We start from the raw sequence: 17761 nt of genomic DNA on the forward strand, positions 1-17761 counted from the left end.
TTATTTCCCCCGCGGCGTACGGTCGTCATCTTCGCGATGCTGTTTCTGCTGTCGCCCCAGCTCCCGCACCGTCATCAGGCTGACTCCCGCCACCACTCCCACCACGCCGCCAATCAGTCCCATGGCGGTGAGGGAAATCTTTCCGCCTTCGGTTTTGTGTACCGCGGGCTTATCCACCCGCGGGGTGGGATTGGCGACATCGGCCAATTGGGAAATGCCCTTGGTGAAGCCTACCCCCTTCTCGTTGCAGCCGTAGCAGGGATGGCCGATGCCCACCGGCCAAATCCCTCCCCCCACATCGCAAAATTGCAGGGTGGAACAGTTGCCGTAGGTTTCCGGGCCTTTGCAGCCGAGGTGGTAGAGACACCAGCCCTGCCGGTGGCCGTCGTCGCCGAACCGCCGGGCAAAGCGGCCGGCGTCGAAATGAGGGCGGCGCTCGCAGTTTTCATGGATCAGCCGGCTGTAGGCAAAGGCGGGGCGATTAAGATTATCCAGTGCCGGCGGACGCTGCCAAGTAATGATATGGGCTACCGTAGCCAGGAAATTGTGGGGATTGGGCGGACAACCCGGAATATTGATCACCGTTTTTCCGGGCAGAGCCTCCTGCAGGCTGGCGGCGCCGGTGGGATTGTCGCCGGAGGATGGCACGCCGCCCCAGGCGGAGCAAGAGCCGATGGCGATAATCGCCGCCGCGTTTGCCGCCGCGGCGCGGATGTGTTCCACCACCGGTTTACCGGCCACCATGCAGTAAATCCCGCCGTCCTTGAGGGGGATGGAACCATCCACCACCAGGATATATTTTCCCCGGTATTGCTCCATCACCTGGTTTTTGTTCTGCTCGGCCTGTTCGCCGAAGGCGGAAGACAGTACCTCGTGATAATCCATCGAGATAACGTTCAGCAAGAGATTTTCCAGGGTCGGGTGCGTTGCGGCCAGCAGCGCCTCCGTACAGCCGGTACACTCCTGGGCGCCGATCCAGATAACCGGCGGCCGGCGGGGGGAGCTTACCGAGAGGGCCATTTCGGCGGCGGCCTTGGTGCTGAGCCCCATGGTGGCGGCCAGAGCCCCACAGAGTTTCATAAAATCACGGCGGTTGATACTCTTTTGGGAAAGCAGCTGATTTTCCCCGGCCATGTTTATCATCCTTATTGTTCTAGTTTTTCCGCGCCTGTGGCGATGGCTTTATGAGCGAGCTGCCAATTTAATACCCGGGAATCCTTCACACGTTAATCTGCATCAAATAAAATGAGGTTTTCCTATATTAATTTCATTTAATCTAGCGGGTGACAAAGGAAATGATTTTTGTTGAGTGATAAAAGCAATTTTAAAATATTTTCTGAGTGCTAAATCGTGCCAGCTAATTTTTAATGCCATTTATTTAAGAGAACCTAGACTGAGGTCATAGCTGCGTCGGAAAAGCCGCTTAAGAGGCTTATTAACTTAAAAAACAACAAGATACTATTAATATGAGAGTTTTGTCATCTGCAACTCAAATTATTTAGGATAAAGCGCCTGGGAATAGCCTATCGCGCTCCATTAATGCATGGCCTTTGAATGAACAAAAGATCGGGAAATGGCATTTTATCGCTCATTATTCAGCGGAAAGGATGGGTGGATTTCTTAATTGAATAAGTCCGGACGATGGGCAGACCCTCAATTAACGCTATTCGATCTCTATGATACGGAATAATTTACTTTAGTGATAATTTGCCTGCGGACGGCTACACCCGAGTCGTTTATGACCGTTTTCGGCAAAATGTTACAACATGTTCCTGCCAGGGGCTCAATAATATATTTCGGTTTTTTAGTCCATGACAATGGCTTACCATAACAGCCACTTCAACTTGCCTGGTCTATGGATACCCGATGCGTTACCTGGCTGCATTAGTGCCTTTGTTCGCTTTACTCTCCGCCTGTAGCAGTAAACCGGTGCCCCCCGCCGAAGCGCCGTTGGGCGCCGTTTCGCCGGGCGGTTTTCTGCTCCAGCCCGATCACAGCGGCCTGCTTGCAAACGGCGATTTCGCAGCCGACCCGGCGGTGGACCGCTTTGTGGATAAAATGGTGGCCGAACACGGCTTCGAAAGGCAACAGCTCCATGACGTTTTGGCTCAGACCAAACGATTGGACTGGGTGCTTCGGCTGATGGATCAACAGGCGCCGTCAGGGCCGCCGTCAACGGTTCCCAATGGCGCCTGGCTCCGTTATCGCGGTAAGTTCATTACTCCCGACAATGTGCAAAACGGCGTGGCTTTCTGGAATCAGTATGAAGATGCCCTGCAGCGGGCCTACCAGATTTACGGCGTACCGCCGGAGATCATTGTCGGCATTATCGGGGTGGAAACCCGCTGGGGCAGGGTGATGGGCAAAACACGCACCATCGATGCCCTGGCCACGCTGGCTTTCGCCTATCCGCGGCGCGCCGATTATTTTGCCGGTGAACTTGAAACTTTCCTCCTGATGGCGCGCAGCGAAGGGGATGACCCGCTCTCGCTACGCGGCTCCTATGCCGGCGCCATGGGCTATGGTCAGTTTATGCCGTCCTCCTTTAAGAGTTATGCAGTGGATTTCAACGGCGACGGACATGTCAACCTGTGGGATCCGGTGGATGCCATCGGCAGCGTGGCCAATTACTTCCAGGCCCATGGCTGGGCGCGCGGCGGCGCGGTAGCGATACCGGCCATTGGCCAGGCCCCGGGATATGGTCAGGGTTACGATACCCGCTACTCTGTCTCCACCCTAGCGGCGGCGGGGCTGAGTCCGCAGGGTTCGCTGCAGGGCTATCAGGAAGCCAGCCTGCTGCGTCTTGATCTGGGCAACCGCTACCAATATTGGTACGGACTGCCGAATTTCTATGCCATTACCCGTTATAACCACAGCACCCATTATGCCATGGCGGTATGGCAACTGGGCGAGGCGGTAAACCAGGCGCGCCAGGGCAATATGCTGGCGTCGAACTGATCGCCTTAGCGGAAAAACCGGGGCGGATTGCCCTGGTTTTTTTATCGCTTGGGACAGGATGAGGTAGAGCAGTTTTACAAGGACGCGCCGGGGGAAAAGCTGAAAGTGATATTAAAGGATATATGCTGGAAGGATATTATTGTTAATGCAGCGACTCTCCGTTTAAATTAAAATTCAAAGAGAAGCTTGAAATTATAGCTTAATAGGTAAAGTATGCAGCGAGCAGCCGGTTATTTAGGATATATCCTAAATCCTCTTATTTTATTATTTATAAATAAAGGGCAAAAAAAAAGACCCTGCCTTTTAAAGCATAAGCCCCATCACCAGATGAACAGGGCTACGGCCTTGCGGCCTTAGCCCCACTATTCAATTATTTCTTTCTTTTATCAGAGGCTTGAGTTGCTTCTGCTGCTGCTTTTTCGTTAGCGGCCGGTTTTTGATTCTTCTGCTGATCGTTACCCTTAGCAGAACCTGATTTAGCATTTTTGTCATTCTTGGACATTCTATATACCTTGCATAGTAAGGTCGTTCCGACATTGGAACTTTCCTCTGGGCATATCATGTGCCTTTGAAAAATTATTTCAAGCGCTATGAGAGGGAGAAATGAAATTATTTTTATTGTGGAAAAATTCGGCGGCCGCTATTAAATTGCCGGTTTTGCCAATAAGACGGTAATGTTATAAAACCTGTGGAATTTTTAATGATGGTAATAATTTTTAAGCTAACCGTTAATTGGACGGATCCCTGAAAACAATCGAAGTCAACCGTATTATTGTGCTTAAAACACAGCAAGTTGCAAAACTCTTTCTATACTTTAGCCGTATTGATGCGTTTTCAACGCCGTAGAGACACGGCGTCTGGGTGGCTTTCCTCGGTCCTGGCGACATTGAGAAGCGTAAATGAAGTTTTAACTCTCATCATTGAATGACTCCATTGAAGACAAAGACGGCTTTTTTATTAACCCCGATGTTTCTGTTACAGCCCGCAACCCTCTGTATAGCGCAATCCGCCCCGCTTGCCGCCGGGCCCGGCGCCAAAGCATCGCAATCCACTACCATCATGGTTATCCAGCGGCCCGGCGGACTGTCGGAACTCTACACACCGGCGTCGGTCAGCGTGGTGAACGGCGAGGACCTGCGCGGCGACCGGCCAAGGGTGAACCTGTCGGAAGGCTTGGGCAGCGTGCCGGGCCTGCAAATTCAAAACCGGCAAAATTACGCGCAGGATCTCCAGCTGTCGGTGCGCGGTTTCGGCAGCAGATCCACGTACGGCGTGAGCGGCGTGCGCATCTATGTTGACGGCATCCCGGCCACCATGCCTGACGGGCAGGGCCAGACGTCGAATATTGATCTTAATTCGGTGGATAAAATCGAGGTGCTGCGCGGGCCCTATTCGGCGTTGTACGGCAATGCCTCCGGCGGCGTGGTAAACGTGGAGAGCCAGACCGGGTCGCAGCCCGATACCCTTGAGGCCGGCACCTATTACGGCAGTTACGGCACCTGGCGCAATAGCGTCAAGGCCAGCGGCGCCACCGGCGACGGCACCCGTGCCGGTGACGTGAATTACTCGGTATCCGCCTCGCGTTTTACCACCCAGGGTTACCGCGACCACAGCGGAGCGCAGAAAAACCTGGGTAACGCCAAGCTCGGGGTCCGTTTGGATGACGCCAGCACGCTGACGCTGATGTTCAATAGCCTGTCCGTGGATGCCAACGATCCGGGCGGGCTGACGGAGGACGAGTGGCATGACAATCCCCGGCAGTCGCCGCGGGGGGAGCAGTACGATACCCGCAAATCCATCGATCAGACCCAGGCCGGCTTGCGTTATCAGCGCCAGATGAGCGATAACGATGAACTCTCGGTAATGGCTTATCACGGTGAGCGGCATACCACCCAGTATCAATCCATCCCCATGGCGACGCAGCTCAGTCCCACCCAGTCCGGCGGCGTGATCGTGCTTGAACGGAAATACCAGGGCATCGATACCCGCTGGAAACATGAAGGCAGCATGGGGCCGGTACCGGTGACCTTCACCGGCGGACTGGATTATGAAACCATGACCGAACGGCGCCAGGGCTTTGAAAATTTTATTGAACAGGACGGCGCCCCGGATTACGGCGAGAAGGGCGACCAGCGGCGGAACGAGAAAAACCGCATGTGGAACCTGGACCCCTATCTGCAGACCACCTGGAAACTCGCCCCGCGCTGGACGCTGGATGCCGGGCTGCGCTACAGCACGGTGAATTTTGATTCACATGATTACTACATCACCGCGGGCAACGGCAATGACAGCGGCAGCGCCCGTTATCACAAGCTTTTGCCCATGGGCTCGCTGAATTATGCCCTCAGTCCCGGTTGGAATCTTTACTTCTCCGCCGGCCGCGGCTTTGAAACGCCTACTATCGACGAACTCTCCTATCGGCCCGACAGCCTGCCGGGACTCAATACCGGCCTGAAGCCCACCACCAGCGACACCTTCGAGCTGGGCACTAAAAAACGCATCGGCAACGGGCTGGTGACCGCCGCCCTGTTTCAGACCAATACTGACAATGAACTGGTGGTGGCACAGAGCCTCGGCGGGCGTACCAGCTATACCAACGCCGGAAAAACCCGCCGTCGCGGCGTCGAGCTGTCGCTGGATCAGCAGTTCGCGCTCAACTGGCAGCTTAAAATGGCCTGGACCCTGCTGGATGCCACCTACCGTAACGACACCTGCGGTTCGGGCCAGTGCAGCGCGGATGAGGTGGTTCCCGCGGGCAACCGCCTGCCGGGGATCGCCCGCAACATGGGCTACGCCTCGCTGCAGTGGCTACCGGAACAGGGCTGGCATGCCGGCGCCGAGATTCGCTATATGAGCGATATCCAGGCCAACGATGCCAATACCGCGCAGGCGCCGGCCTATACCGTAACCAGTCTGGATACCGGTTATCGTTTTATCTGGGACCGGTGGTCGCTAGACCTGTTCAGCCGGGTGGATAACCTGTTCGACCGGCGTTATGTGGGCTCGGTCATCGTCAATGAAGGCAACGGCCGCTATTTTGAACCGTCGCCCGGCCGCAACTGGGGCGGTGGACTGAATCTGGCCTACCGTTTTGAGTAACGCAGGACCCGGCGGACCGGGAAAAAGTCTGAAAACCGCCCTGTTATTCACGGCGGCCGGGGCCAATCGGCAGTGCCCAAAGGAATAATTAGCTATCAAATGAGTTTTTTTGGCAATTTGTCTTACGCTTAACATCGATGAAGTTAAATCTTAGTAAGGTTACTATTATGGAAGAGAAGGGATGGGGTTCACGGCTGCTGATTATCATAACGGTATTGTTTGCCGCGCTCAGCGGCCTGTATCTGTTGATTGGCGGCATTTGGCTGCTCACACTGCACGGCTCTGGGTATTATATTATCGCCGGCCTGGTGATGCTGCTCACCGCCTGGCTTTTGTACCGGCGCCGGACTTCGGCGCTGCTGCTCTATGCGGTTTTCCTGCTCGGCACCACGATTTGGGGCCTGTGGGAAGTCGGTTCTGATTTCTGGGCGCTGACGCCGCGTCTGGATGTGGTGTTTTTCTTCGGCCTATGGTTAACGCTACCCTTTATATATCATGCGCTGATGGTGGGAAGCGGCGGGGCGCGGGTCGCCCTGCTGGCCTCGCTGCTGGTTACCGTGGTGGTGCTGGTGTATTCGGTTTTCAACGATCCCCAGGAGATCAACGGTACCCTGAGCGCCGATCAGACCGCCGCCGTCGCGAAAGCGGCTTCGGCTATTCCTGACGGCGATTGGCCGGCGTACGGCCGTACCCAGGAAGGGACGCGCTACTCCCCGCTGACGCAAATCAATGACAAAAACGTCGGCCAGCTAAAGGAAGCCTGGACATTCCGCACCGGTGATTTGAAAACCACCAGCGATCCGCTGGAGTTCACCAGCGAGGTTACGCCGATCAAGATCCGCGATACGCTCTATCTGTGTACGTCGCACCAGAAGCTGTTCGCACTGGACGCGGCCACCGGCAAAGAAAAATGGACTTTCGATCCCAAACTCAAAAGCGATCCTTCCTTCCAGCATGTGACCTGCCGCGGCGTGTCTTATCATGAAACCCCGGCAGCGGCGCAGTCTAACGCCCAGGCCGCGGCTCCGGCCCTGTGTTCCCGGCGTATCCTGCTGCCGGTGAACGACGGCAATCTGTATGCCCTGGATGCACAGACCGGCGCGCTTTGCCCCGGTTTCGGCGATAACGGCAAATTGAACCTGCAAAATAATATGCCGAACGCCAAGGCCGGCGCCTATGAACCTACCTCGCCGCCCGTGGTGACTGATAAAGTCATCGTGGTGGCCGGCGCGGTCACGGATAACTACTCCACCCGCGAGCCCTCCGGCGTCATCCGCGGTTTTGACGTGGACAGCGGCAAGCTGCTGTGGGCATTCGACCCCGGCAGCAAGGACCCCAATCTGCTGCCGGAAGGGCCGCAGCTGTATACGGCGAATTCTCCCAACTCCTGGGCTCCGGCCGCCTATGACGCGCAGCTGGATTTGGTCTATTTGCCCATCGGCGTGGAAACCCCCGACATCTGGGGCGGCAATCGCACCCCGGATATGGAACGGTACGCCAGCGGCATGCTGGCGCTGAACGCCACCACCGGCAAACTGGCCTGGTTCTATCAGACGGTCCACCACGATCTGTGGGACATGGACGTGCCGGCGCAGCCGACCCTGGCGGACATTAACGATGAGAACGGCAACAAAGTCCCGGTGATTTATGTGCCGGCGAAAACCGGCAATATTTTCGTCCTCGATCGCCGCAACGGCCAACTGGTGGTTCCCGCGCCGGAAACGGCGGTACCGCAAGGGGCGGCTAAAGGCGATCACGTCGCAGCCACCCAGCCGTACTCAGATCTGACTTTCCGGCCCAAACAGAACATGACCGACAAGGATATGTGGGGCGCCACCATGTACGATCAGCTGGTGTGCCGCGTGATATTCCACCGTCTGCGTTACGAGGGACCGTTTACGCCGCCCTCCGAGCAGGGCACGCTGGTCTTCCCGGGCAATCTGGGCATGTTCGAATGGGGTGGTATTTCGGTTGATACCGACCGGCAGGTGGCGGTGATGAATCCCATGGCGCTGCCGTTTGTCTCCAAGCTTATCCCGCGCGGGCCGGGCAATCCCATTGAACCCGACGCCAATGCCAAGGGCAGCGGCACCGAAACCGGCGTGCAGCCGCAATACGGTATTCCTTACGGCGTGACGCTGAACCCGTTCCTGTCGCCCCTGGGATTACCCTGCAAGCAGCCGGCCTGGGGTTATATGGCGGCTCTTGACCTGAAGACCAACGAGGTTGTGTGGAAAAAACGCATCGGTACGGTACGGGACAGCTCGCCGCTGCCGCTGCCGTTCAAGATGGGTATGCCGATGCTGGGGGGACCGATTTCCACCGCCGGCAACGTGGCCTTTATCGCGGCCACCGCCGATAATTATCTGCGCGCCTACAATGTCGCCAATGGGGATATGCTGTGGCAGCAACGCCTGCCGGCGGGCGGCCAGGCGACGCCCATGACCTATGAGGCAAACGGTAAGCAATATGTGGTGATTTCAGCCGGCGGCCATGGCTCCTTCGGCACCAAGCTGGGGGATTATATTATCGCCTACGCCCTGCCGGACGCCAAATAACCGCTGCCGCGGCGACGCCCGAGAACCGTTAATGCGAAAAAAGGCCCTCCGTTTGAGATACGGGGGGCCTTTTACGTTGGAAAAATGGACGGGATGGAAGGATTCGAACCCCCGTTCGTGGAATCAAGATCCACTGCCTTAACCCCTCGGCTACATCCCGTCGCTTCGGCATCACGATGTCTGGCCGGCAATGATTTTCCACAGGAACGTCGTTTCCGGCATTTCCCTAAAGCATGCCAAACGGCAAAACCGATAGTAATAGGATAACTCTTGTCTTCGGCTTTTGCCGAGGATTCGCGTTAGGGTTTTTCCGTGAAAAATTGCGTCCGGTCATTAAAATCTTTGCTTTCCGGCAGGATCTGTCCTCCGTCAACCACAATCGTGGTGCCTGTGATATAAGACGCCCCGGAAGAAGCCAGGAAGACCGCGGCGGCGGCCACGTCTTCCGGACTGCCTAAACGTCCCAGGGGAATGGATTCTTCCATATTGCTGATAAAACTTTGGCTACGGCCCGCGGTTAACCCTTCGGTGATGATATTGCCCGGTTCGATACCGTTCACCGTAATGCCGTAGGGGGCGAATTCCAGCGCGGCGGAGCGAATCAGGCCATTGATGCCCGCCTTGCTCGCCCCATAGGCCCCCACGCCCGGATTGGCCACCCGCGGCCCGGTGATGGACGAGGTGAAAATCATGCGGCCGCCTCCCTGCGCCCGCATAACCGGCAGGCAGGCCTGCATGGCCAGGAAGGTCCCGGTCAGGTTTACCGTCAAGACATGCTGCCACTGCTCGAGGGATAGCTCTTCCAGCAGACAGGAGGGATAAATGCCGGCGTTTTGCAGCAGAATATCCACCTTGCCAAAGCGGCGGACCGCCAAGGCCGCCAACTGGTCCATATCGTTTTTGCTGGCGACGTCGGCATACTGGAATACCGCTTTGTCTTCGCCCAGTTCACGGGCCAACTGCCGGCCGCGCTCGATGTCGATATCCCCCAACACAACACAACAGCCCTCGCGGGAAAAAACACGGGCCATCGCCAGGCCAATTCCCTTGGCCGCTCCCACAATAATGGCTACGCGATCTGCTAAATCACTTTCCATTAAGAATCCACCTTAATAACAAATTTACGCTGCCCATTTTAATCGCTCGATATTGATAAATTCATCGATTAAAACCTGCGGCTGGTTTAACAAACTCGCTGTAACTGACGTGAGGCATCAAGACTTGCAACTGGTCTGGTAAAAATATTGACGCACCGCCGGATCATTGATGTTTTTCTGCGTGGCAATCACAAAAGGCAGCAGGTTATCATGGGGCACCTGCGCTTTATTGATTTGCTTACGGGCAAGTTCCGCGGCTAATTTCACGGACTGATATCCCATCTGGTAGGGCTGTTGAATAATCAGCGCATCGTAAATGCCGTCTTTCAAATCACGGATCTCCTGCGGATCCCCATCAAAGGAAATGAGTTTAACCGTACCGCGTTTACCCGCTTCCATAATAGCCGAGGAGGCGCCGGTGGCGGCGGCGGAATGGGTCACATAGACCCCTTTGAGATCGGGATTGGCCTGCAGAGCCGCCGCCACTTGCTGCGCCGCTTTGGTGGAACTGGTTTCGGGATAGATAACCGGCAGGAGTTTTGCCTGCGGATACTCTTTCTTGAAGGTATCGGTAAAACCCTTCACCCGCGCATCGATATCCGGTAATCCGGGACGCATCCCCACCGCCAAAAATGTTCCGCTGACGCCCGCCACTTCCGCCATGGCCTTGGCCGCGGCGACCCCGCCCAGATAGTGATTGGACTGGATGCTTTGGGTCTCCACCGGCTTATTCAGCGGCGCATCCACCGTAATGACCGGCGTGCCTTGCTTTTCCAGCTCCGCAACCTGGGTAATCAGGGCGTTGCCGTCGGTGGGGGCCAGGACAACCGCCGCCGGGTGCAGCTGTAACGCCGCATCGATAAAGGGCTGTTGCAGCGCAATATCCCAATCCGGCGGGCCGTTCCAGCTCAGCGCCACGTTAAATTCCTTGGCGGCCTTTTGCGCGCCGCACTGCATGGTTGAATAAAAAGGTATCCCCACCTGACCGGGCAGGAAGGCAATATTCACCGGTTTTTCCGCCAGCGCGGACCCTGAAGCCAATAAGGCGGCAATACATATTCCCAGGCGTAAATTCATGGCACTTTCCTTTACATGTTGAGAGGGGGTTTAAACGCTGCGTTGACGGTTACGCTGATCGATATACACGGCCACAATCACAATCAGTCCAACAACGATGAGTTGGTAAAAGGAATCCAGTCCCATAATGACCAGTCCGGTACTGAGTACTACCGGTATCAGGGTACCGATAACGGTGCCTGACATTGAGGCGATGCCGCCGAACAGGCTGGTGCCGCCGATGACCGCCGCCGCCACCGCCTGCAGATTATCGGTTTGATGGCCGCCGATATTGGTGGTGGCGAAGCGGGAGATATCCAGTACGGCGGCAACGCCGCATAACAATCCCATCAGGCTAAAGAGATACAGAGAATGGGAATTGATATCTATCCCCGCGCGCCTGGCAGCGTTAGGGGAAGAACCCAGCGCCAGCGTATGGGTGCCGAACCGGGTTTTGGATAATATGTACCAGAGCAGGCAAACGATAATCAGCGACACCGCCACCGGCAGGGGAATCACGCCGAAAATCTTGTTGGTGGCAAATGAAATCTGCAATAGGCGCGGGATGTCGGGAACATTGGCGCCGTGCGTGATAACCAGGGCGATACCCAGACCCACGGTGGTGGTGGCGAGCGTCACCAGAAACGAGCTGATTTTCAGCCGCGTCACCACCAGACCGTTAATCAGCCCGAACAGGGTTCCGGTCAGCAGCGCAACGGCCACGCCGGCGATAATGGCCACCGTCAAATTGGGATAATCCCCCATGGCGACTTGATCGGGGCTACCGGCAAGTCCGGTAATGGTTTTGGCCGCCAGGATCGAAGACAGCACCACGTTGGCTCCCACCGACAGGTCAAATTCCCGGGAACCCAGCAAGAAGGTCATACCGGCGGCAAGCAGCACCAACTGGGAGGCATTGAGGGCAATGGTAAAAAAATTGCTGACGCTGAAAAAAGCATGATTGGGGGAAATCAGCGAAAAGACAAATACCAGGCCCAGCAATATCAACAGCATCCAGAACGCGGTATGTTCACATAATCTGGAGAACCAGGTGGAACGGTCGGTACTGGCCAATGGGGACAGATTTTCTTCATGGGACGGTGCGCTCATTGTGTTACCTCTTTTGCGCCAAGCATGACATCCACCACATCGCGCACGGTGACGTCGCAGGGGAGCAGATTCGCAATGGCCCTGCCTTGGCGCATGACGATAATGCGATCGGCGATTTCCAGCACCTGCGGCAAGTCATGGGAAATCAACAGCACTGCCAGATTGCGCTTGGCCGCCGCACGAATGGCCCGATAAACCATTTCCCGCTGCAGTGTGCCCAGCGCCGCCGTGGGTTCATCAAGCATGATGGCGTGACGCGCCCACTTGATGGCCCTGGCAATGGCCACCCCTTGACGCTGGCCGCCGGAAAGACTTTTGGTGGTGGTACGGTAGGTTTTCAACGTCACCCCCAGCTCGCGCAGGGTTTCCGCGGTACTGGCCTGCATGGCGGCCCGGTCCAGCATGCCGAGCGTGCCGCGCCAGCCGGCTGCCGGCAGCTCGCGGCCCAGATAGACGTTCTCCGCCACCGATAAATCAGGGGCGAGGGCCAAATCCTGATAGACCGTTTCGATACCATATCGTTGGGCGTCCTGGGTCGAACGCAGCCGTACTTCCTTGCCGTTAACGCAGAGCTGGCCGCCGTCAGGAATATGCTCCCCGCATAGCACTTTCATAAAAGTGGATTTCCCCGCCCCGTTATCCCCGACGATGGCGGTAATTTCACCGCGGAACAGCGAAACCGATACTCCACGCAAGACATTGAGAGAACCGAAATTCTTCACAATATCGATGGCCTGCAGCGCCGCCTCGTGATGAAGAAGCGTTGGCGGAGGTGAGGCTCCCGCAGTACCGGACTGCGTCGGTAACGACCCTGATTGTGAAAACGTCATATTCAAGTTCCTACTCAGAAAGTCAGCAGTGAGTAAAAAAATCCCTGTTTAGGGTGTTGAGTAATCGATTACGTTAATCGATTACGTTATAATTAGGGGCGGGTCATAAAAGTGTCAAGAATTATTTGAAAATGCCTGGCTATTTACTTTTCGCATCGCTTGTGCGATGCAGTAGGGATCGAGGAAAAGGGGGATGGTGTGAAAGGGCGGAAGAAACCAACAATGCAGGATGTCGCTTTCGAAGCGGGCGTTTCATCGGCGACGGTCTCACGGGTGTTGGCCGGCTTGAAAGCCGGTACCTCGGAGGCCACCGCGCTACATGTGCTGCAGACCGCCAGACAACTGGGTTATGTCGTCAATTCAGTGGCCGCCAGTTTGCGCAAGGAAAAAACCTATTCCGTCGGCCTGATTTTGGCGGATATCGCCAACCCCTTTTTTGCCGGACTGGCCCGTGGAGTGGAAGACATTCTGCGGCCGGAGGGATTTAGCATATTGCTGGCCAATACCGACAACAAGGTAGAGGAAGAGACGAGGCTGCTCAGGCTGATGATGGAAAAACAGGTGGACGCCGTGATCATGTCCAGTTCAGCCAGTACCAACGATCATATTTTAAGCGCCATGGCACATGGTCTGAAAGTTATCCTGGTTGACAGCGAGATTAAAGACACGGCGGTGGATACCATTGTGGTGGATAACCGGCAAGGGGCGCAAAACGCCATCGATTATCTTATCCGGCAGGGGCATGAAAATATCGCTATCGTCACGGGCTCCCTGCAGGCCTCGTTTGACCAGGAACGGCTGGCGGGTTATTACGACGCGTTCAGCGCCCAGGGTCTTACCGTGCCGGAGCATCTGATTTTTTCCAGTGATTCCACCTATGAGGGCGGGCGCCGGGCGGTGAAATCCCTATTGCAAAATAACCGGGATATCAGCGCGTTTTTTATTACCAATAATCTGATGACCATGGGCACCATCACCGAGCTGGTTGAACAGGGATTTATCATTCCCGATGATTTTTCCCTGGTGGGTTTCGATGATATGGAATGGTATTCGATTTTCAAACCGGCGATTACCGCCATCAGGCAGCCCATTTACCAATTAGGCCGAATAGCGGCGGAGCGTTTATTGAAAACCTTGTCCGCCGATATTCCGCCTTCCCCTGAACGGATTGTGCTTAATACGGAATTATTACTGCGCAATAGCGTTGCGTCCCGGCCTGTTCATCCCGATACCTCACCGCAGGAGAAAAAGTAATGCCTGGTTTCCCCTTGATAGACGCCCACGTGCATTTTTACGACCAGCGGCAGTTAGACTATCCTTGGCTGAACGATGTGCCGCAGATTCAGGGACGGTACATGCCGGATGATTATTCCCTGGCCTGCGGCGGCGTCGAGGTGGAAAAAATGATTTTCATCGAGGTGGATGTCGCCCAGCATCAAAAGCTGGATGAAGTCCGGTTCGTGGAGCAACTGAGGGGGGAGGATCCCCGCATCGCCGCCATTGTCGCTTGCGCCGCGCTGGAAAAAGGGGCCGCGGTGGAAGAGGAGCTTGAGCGGCTGGCTGAAATCGGCGCGGTGCGCGGCATCCGCCGGCTGCTCCAGTATCATGAGGAACCGGACTACTGCCTGCGGCCCAATTTTATCGAAGGGGTACAGCGGCTGGCGAAGTTCGATTTCAGCTTTGATATCTGCATCCGCCATCACCAGTTGGCCAGCGCCACCGAACTGGTGCGCCGCTGCCCGAACGTCAGGTTCGTGCTCGATCATATCGCCAAACCGGATATCGCCGCCGGGCTCTATACGCCCTGGGATAAACAAATAGCGGCCATCGCCGAATTGCCCAACGTGGTGTGCAAAATTACCGGCGTCACCACCGAAGCCGATCGCAGGAACTGGACCCTGGCGCAAATCCGGCCCTATATCGAGCACGTTATCGAACAATTCGGTTTTTCGCGGATACTGTTCGCCAGCGATTGGCCGGTGCTTAATCTAGGCGCCGACTATCCCCGCTGGGTGGCGGTGATGGATGAGATTTTGACCGGATGTTCAGACCAGGAACGGCGGCGGTTTTATCGTGAAAATGCCGTATCCGCCTATAAGCTGAGTTGAAAAAGGCTTAATTCAATAAAGCATGGATTGAATCAAAAGAGTGGACGAAGCGTCGCTTTTTTAAAATAACCTTCGCCGGTGCGGCTTATTTTTCGCTGCGATAAGCCGCACGCAGCGCCATTAAAATTTTGCCCAGCCGGTTTTCTCCCTGGCCCTGATATTCTCCCCAAAAGCGGGCTACCTCGCCGTCAATGGGGGAACACTCCGCTAATTTACGATCCCCTGTGGCTAATAAACACTGCTTTAAATCCTCCGCGCCGTCGAATTTAGCCCTAACGATGGAGGACATCACCTCGACACAAATGTTTGCCCAGTCCGGCACCGTTTCTTCTTCGGTCAGGGCATCGCCGGCCACCGCCGCCAGCTCAGGCGTCGGCGCCTGTTTTAGCCAGTTTTTCATCCGAGGGGACACGGCTTTTTCGACCTGGAAAGCATGTTCCGGTGTGTCATATTCCGTGCCGGCAAACACCAGCGGGCGAGGGTGCAGGTTGCTGAGAAAGCAAAATTCTCCCCGCCGCGGATCGTAAAAATAAATGGTGTCCATATATTTCGTTTACCTGAAAAAAAGGTTTTTGGGCGTCTCAGTTATAAAAACAATATCTTCATTCGTCAAGCCCGGCCCAGGTTAAAATAAAATGGCAAAAACCTTGAAATACGTTCAGCATACGTGTTAATAATTTAACGTAATCGATTACTCAACTTTTCATCGGTGGTTAAATGTTTGCACTTTCTGATATCCAAGCCGCGGCGGAACGCATTGCGCCTTTCATTCGCCGCACGCCGCTGATTAAAGCCGAGGCCCTGTTTGAAAATATCACCGAAGCCGAGCTTTGGCTTAAATTGGAATGCCTGCAGCCAACGGGATCATTCAAGGTGCGCGGCGCCACCAACCGGCTGTTGGTCACGCCGGAATCGCAGTTAACCCATGGAATCGTGACCGCGTCGGGGGGCAATCATGGATTGGCGGTGGCGCGGGCGGCGGCGATGGCGAAGGTGCCGGCCAATATCTTCGTTCCCGCCACCACCAGCCGGGAAAAGCTGGACAAACTGGCGGCCTGGGGCGCGATTGTGCATGTCGTGGGCAACGTCTGGGACGAGGCCAATGTCAATGCGCTGGCCTACGCCAAGGAGCATCAGTGCGCCTATTTTCATCCTTTCGCCGATCCGGCGGTGATTGCCGGTCAGGGTACCCTGGGCCTTGAAATTCTGGAACAGCTGCCGGAGTTGGATGTGATTTTGGTGGCGATAGGCGGCGGCGGGTTGATATCCGGCATCTCGGCGGCGTTGAAAAGCCTGAAACCCTCGGTGCGTATTATCGGTATTGAACCGGAGGGTTCGCCCACCCTCTATGCCAGCCTGCAGGCGGGTGATGTCGTCAGCTTACCGGCGGTGACCACAAAAGTGGCCACCATGGCCTGCGGCCGTACCGATGCGCGGGTGTTTGAACAGGTCCGCCAAGCGGTAGATGAGGTAGTGCTGGTCTCCGATGAGGAGATGCTGGCGGCTGCGCGCTGGTTATGGTTTGAGTTCGGCCTGGCGGCGGATCTCAGCGGCGCTGCTGCGGCGGCGGCGCTGCGTTCAGGCAGGGTTCGTCTCGCCGCCGGCGCCAAGGCCTGCGCCCTGGTGTGCGGCGCAGGCAAAGACGCGCTGGTTTAGCCGGTAACGGCCCGGTTATGGCTCCGGCCGCCGGCGGCCAAAAAGGTCCGGAAACGCTCCACTCCCAGCTCGAGCCTATCCAGCGAGCTGGCAAAGCACCAGCGGATACAGCCTTCGCCGGCGGGACCGAAAGCGCTGCCCGGCGCCAGCCCCAAACCGGCCTCGGCCACCAGCGCCTTACACAGCGCGAGGCTGTCCTTGAGTCCTTCCACCCGGAAAAACAGGTACATGGCGCCTTCCGGCAGGGGCGTTTCGATCCCCGGCAGTTCCCGCAGTTTACCATACAGAAAATCCCGTGACGCCTGGAAGCGCGCCACTGTATCACGCAGTGCGCTTTCCCCCTGGTTGACCGCCACTACCCCCGCCTTCTGAATAAATCCCGGTGCGCAACTGCTGTTATATTCAATCAATTTCCCCAGTTCATGAATCAGCGCGTCCGGGGCCACTATCCATCCCAGCCGCCAGCCGGTCATCATCCAGCTTTTGGAGAAGCTGTTAATGACCACCAGCCGGTCTTCAGCATCGGCGATGTCCAGAAAAGAGGGCGCGCACCGGTCCGGCAAACCGTTAAACAGAATGCGGCCGTATACCTCGTCGGACACTATCCAAATGCCGTATTTCCGGCAGTGCGCAAGCACGATTTTTTGCTGGGAGGCGGGCATCACCCAGCCGCTGGGATTATTCGGCGAGTTGATCACCAGCGCTCGACAGTCCGGCGTCAGGGCCGTCAGCAGGATATCGGTATCAAGGTGCCAGCGGGAGATGCCGTCCGCGTCATGGCATAGCGCCAGCGGCACTTCTTCCACCCGCGCGCCGAGAATTTTCGGGATCTCCACCAGGTTCGGCCATACCGGCGTCACCACCACTACCCGATCACCGGGATTATACAGCGACTGTGCCGTCAGCATCAGCGCTGAAACGCCGGAAGAGGTGACGGCTATTCGGCTGTCGGCCACCGGCCGGTGCCAGGCGGAAAGGTAGCGCGACAGCGCATCCCGCAGCGCCGGCTCACCCAGATTCGGTGTATAGAAGGTATCTCCCGCCGCCAGGGACGCCTGTGCGGCGGCGCAGATAAAGTCCGGCGTCGGGCGGTCCGGCTCGCCGAACCAGAACGGCAGAATATCGCTTCTGCCGATACCGGCATTGGCCACCTCGCGAATGGAGGAGAAGCGCAAATCCTGTACGCTGTCCCTGGCCTGCGGAGCGCTGCGGGCATCACGGGACGGCAGAATGTCTTTTTGCCTGGACATAAATTTGCCTTGTACATAGGAAAACAGCGGAGAGTGATC

The 17761-nt window shown here is 56.4% G+C and carries 14 protein-coding genes and 1 tRNA gene; 6 read left to right on the forward strand and 9 right to left on the reverse strand.

Annotated features, from left to right (window positions below; genetic code table 11):
• Nucleotides 1–1134 carry a hydrogenase 2 small subunit gene (gene hybO, locus ACL2XJ_RS20130; RefSeq protein ID WP_413724274.1) on the reverse strand — a complete coding sequence of 378 codons (1134 nt, stop codon included), beginning with the start codon at nucleotides 1132–1134 and terminating at the stop codon, nucleotides 1–3.
• Nucleotides 1135–1866: 732 nt separating this feature from the next.
• Here hybO and mltB point away from each other — a divergent pair.
• The gene (gene mltB / locus ACL2XJ_RS20135) at nucleotides 1867–2958 is read left to right on the forward strand and encodes a lytic murein transglycosylase B (RefSeq protein ID WP_413724275.1); all 1092 of its coding nucleotides are present in this window, start codon (nucleotides 1867–1869) and stop codon (nucleotides 2956–2958) included.
• Between the two features lie 370 nt (nucleotides 2959–3328).
• Here the strand turns inward: mltB and ACL2XJ_RS20140 are convergent, their stop codons facing one another.
• Nucleotides 3329–3460, reverse strand: coding sequence for a hypothetical protein (locus ACL2XJ_RS20140; RefSeq protein WP_279433132.1), 132 nt, complete (start codon nucleotides 3458–3460; stop codon nucleotides 3329–3331).
• Nucleotides 3461–3882: 422 nt separating this feature from the next.
• On the opposite strand from ACL2XJ_RS20140, the gene pqqU reads away from it, so the two are divergent.
• Together pqqU and ACL2XJ_RS20150 are read left to right on the forward strand one after the other, a co-directional pair.
• The gene (gene pqqU, locus ACL2XJ_RS20145; protein WP_413724276.1) at nucleotides 3883–6057 is read left to right on the forward strand and encodes a TonB-dependent receptor PqqU; all 2175 of its coding nucleotides are present in this window, start codon (nucleotides 3883–3885) and stop codon (nucleotides 6055–6057) included.
• Nucleotides 6058–6224: 167 nt separating this feature from the next.
• Nucleotides 6225–8615, forward strand: a complete 2391-nt coding sequence (locus ACL2XJ_RS20150; RefSeq protein WP_413724277.1) for a glucose/quinate/shikimate family membrane-bound PQQ-dependent dehydrogenase — start codon at nucleotides 6225–6227, stop codon at nucleotides 8613–8615.
• Nucleotides 8616–8700: 85 nt separating this feature from the next.
• Here the strand turns inward: ACL2XJ_RS20150 and ACL2XJ_RS20155 are convergent.
• From ACL2XJ_RS20155 to ACL2XJ_RS20175, 5 genes are all read right to left on the reverse strand, one after another.
• Nucleotides 8701–8775: transfer RNA gene (locus ACL2XJ_RS20155), tRNA-Gln, on the reverse strand.
• A gap of 139 nt (nucleotides 8776–8914) precedes the next feature.
• Nucleotides 8915–9712, reverse strand: a complete 798-nt coding sequence (locus ACL2XJ_RS20160) for an SDR family NAD(P)-dependent oxidoreductase (protein ID WP_132921857.1) — start codon at nucleotides 9710–9712, stop codon at nucleotides 8915–8917.
• 117 nt (nucleotides 9713–9829) lie between these two features.
• A complete protein-coding gene (locus ACL2XJ_RS20165) occupies nucleotides 9830–10789 on the reverse strand; it encodes an ABC transporter substrate-binding protein (protein ID WP_203521659.1) in 960 nt (319 codons plus the stop codon).
• A 30-nt stretch (nucleotides 10790–10819) separates the two neighbouring features.
• Nucleotides 10820–11878 (reverse strand): ABC transporter permease, encoded by a 1059-nt coding sequence (locus ACL2XJ_RS20170; RefSeq protein WP_413724278.1) that lies wholly within the window; start codon nucleotides 11876–11878, stop codon nucleotides 10820–10822.
• Nucleotides 11875–12708 (reverse strand): ATP-binding cassette domain-containing protein, encoded by an 834-nt coding sequence (locus tag ACL2XJ_RS20175; protein WP_132921854.1) that lies wholly within the window; start codon nucleotides 12706–12708, stop codon nucleotides 11875–11877. The genes ACL2XJ_RS20170 and ACL2XJ_RS20175 overlap by 4 nt, the downstream gene beginning before the upstream one ends.
• Before the next feature lie 222 nt (nucleotides 12709–12930).
• Between ACL2XJ_RS20175 and ACL2XJ_RS20180 the strand changes: the two genes are divergently transcribed.
• Nucleotides 12931–13962, forward strand: a complete 1032-nt coding sequence (locus tag ACL2XJ_RS20180; protein ID WP_413724279.1) for a LacI family DNA-binding transcriptional regulator — start codon at nucleotides 12931–12933, stop codon at nucleotides 13960–13962.
• Complete coding sequence (locus ACL2XJ_RS20185; RefSeq protein ID WP_413724280.1) at nucleotides 13962–14816, forward strand: amidohydrolase family protein; 855 nt, start codon at nucleotides 13962–13964, stop codon at nucleotides 14814–14816. The genes ACL2XJ_RS20180 and ACL2XJ_RS20185 overlap by 1 nt, the downstream gene beginning before the upstream one ends.
• 85 nt (nucleotides 14817–14901) lie before the next feature.
• Here ACL2XJ_RS20185 and ACL2XJ_RS20190 read toward each other — a convergent pair whose 3' ends face one another.
• The gene (locus ACL2XJ_RS20190; protein WP_413724281.1) at nucleotides 14902–15360 is read right to left on the reverse strand and encodes an NADAR family protein; all 459 of its coding nucleotides are present in this window, start codon (nucleotides 15358–15360) and stop codon (nucleotides 14902–14904) included.
• A gap of 173 nt (nucleotides 15361–15533) precedes the next feature.
• On the opposite strand from ACL2XJ_RS20190, the gene ACL2XJ_RS20195 reads away from it, so the two are divergent.
• On the forward strand, nucleotides 15534–16472 hold the full coding sequence (locus tag ACL2XJ_RS20195; protein ID WP_413724282.1) for a threonine/serine dehydratase: 939 nt from the start codon (nucleotides 15534–15536) through the stop codon (nucleotides 16470–16472).
• On the opposite strand, the gene ACL2XJ_RS20200 is transcribed toward ACL2XJ_RS20195, so the two are convergent.
• Nucleotides 16469–17722, reverse strand: a complete 1254-nt coding sequence (locus ACL2XJ_RS20200) for a pyridoxal phosphate-dependent aminotransferase (protein ID WP_413724283.1) — start codon at nucleotides 17720–17722, stop codon at nucleotides 16469–16471. The two genes, ACL2XJ_RS20195 and ACL2XJ_RS20200, sit on opposite strands and share 4 nt — an antisense overlap.
• Between the last annotated feature and the right edge of the window lie 39 nt (nucleotides 17723–17761).

Source organism: Sodalis sp. RH16 (genome assembly GCF_047324245.1).
Lineage (GTDB): Bacteria > Pseudomonadota > Gammaproteobacteria > Enterobacterales > Enterobacteriaceae > Acerihabitans > Acerihabitans ligni.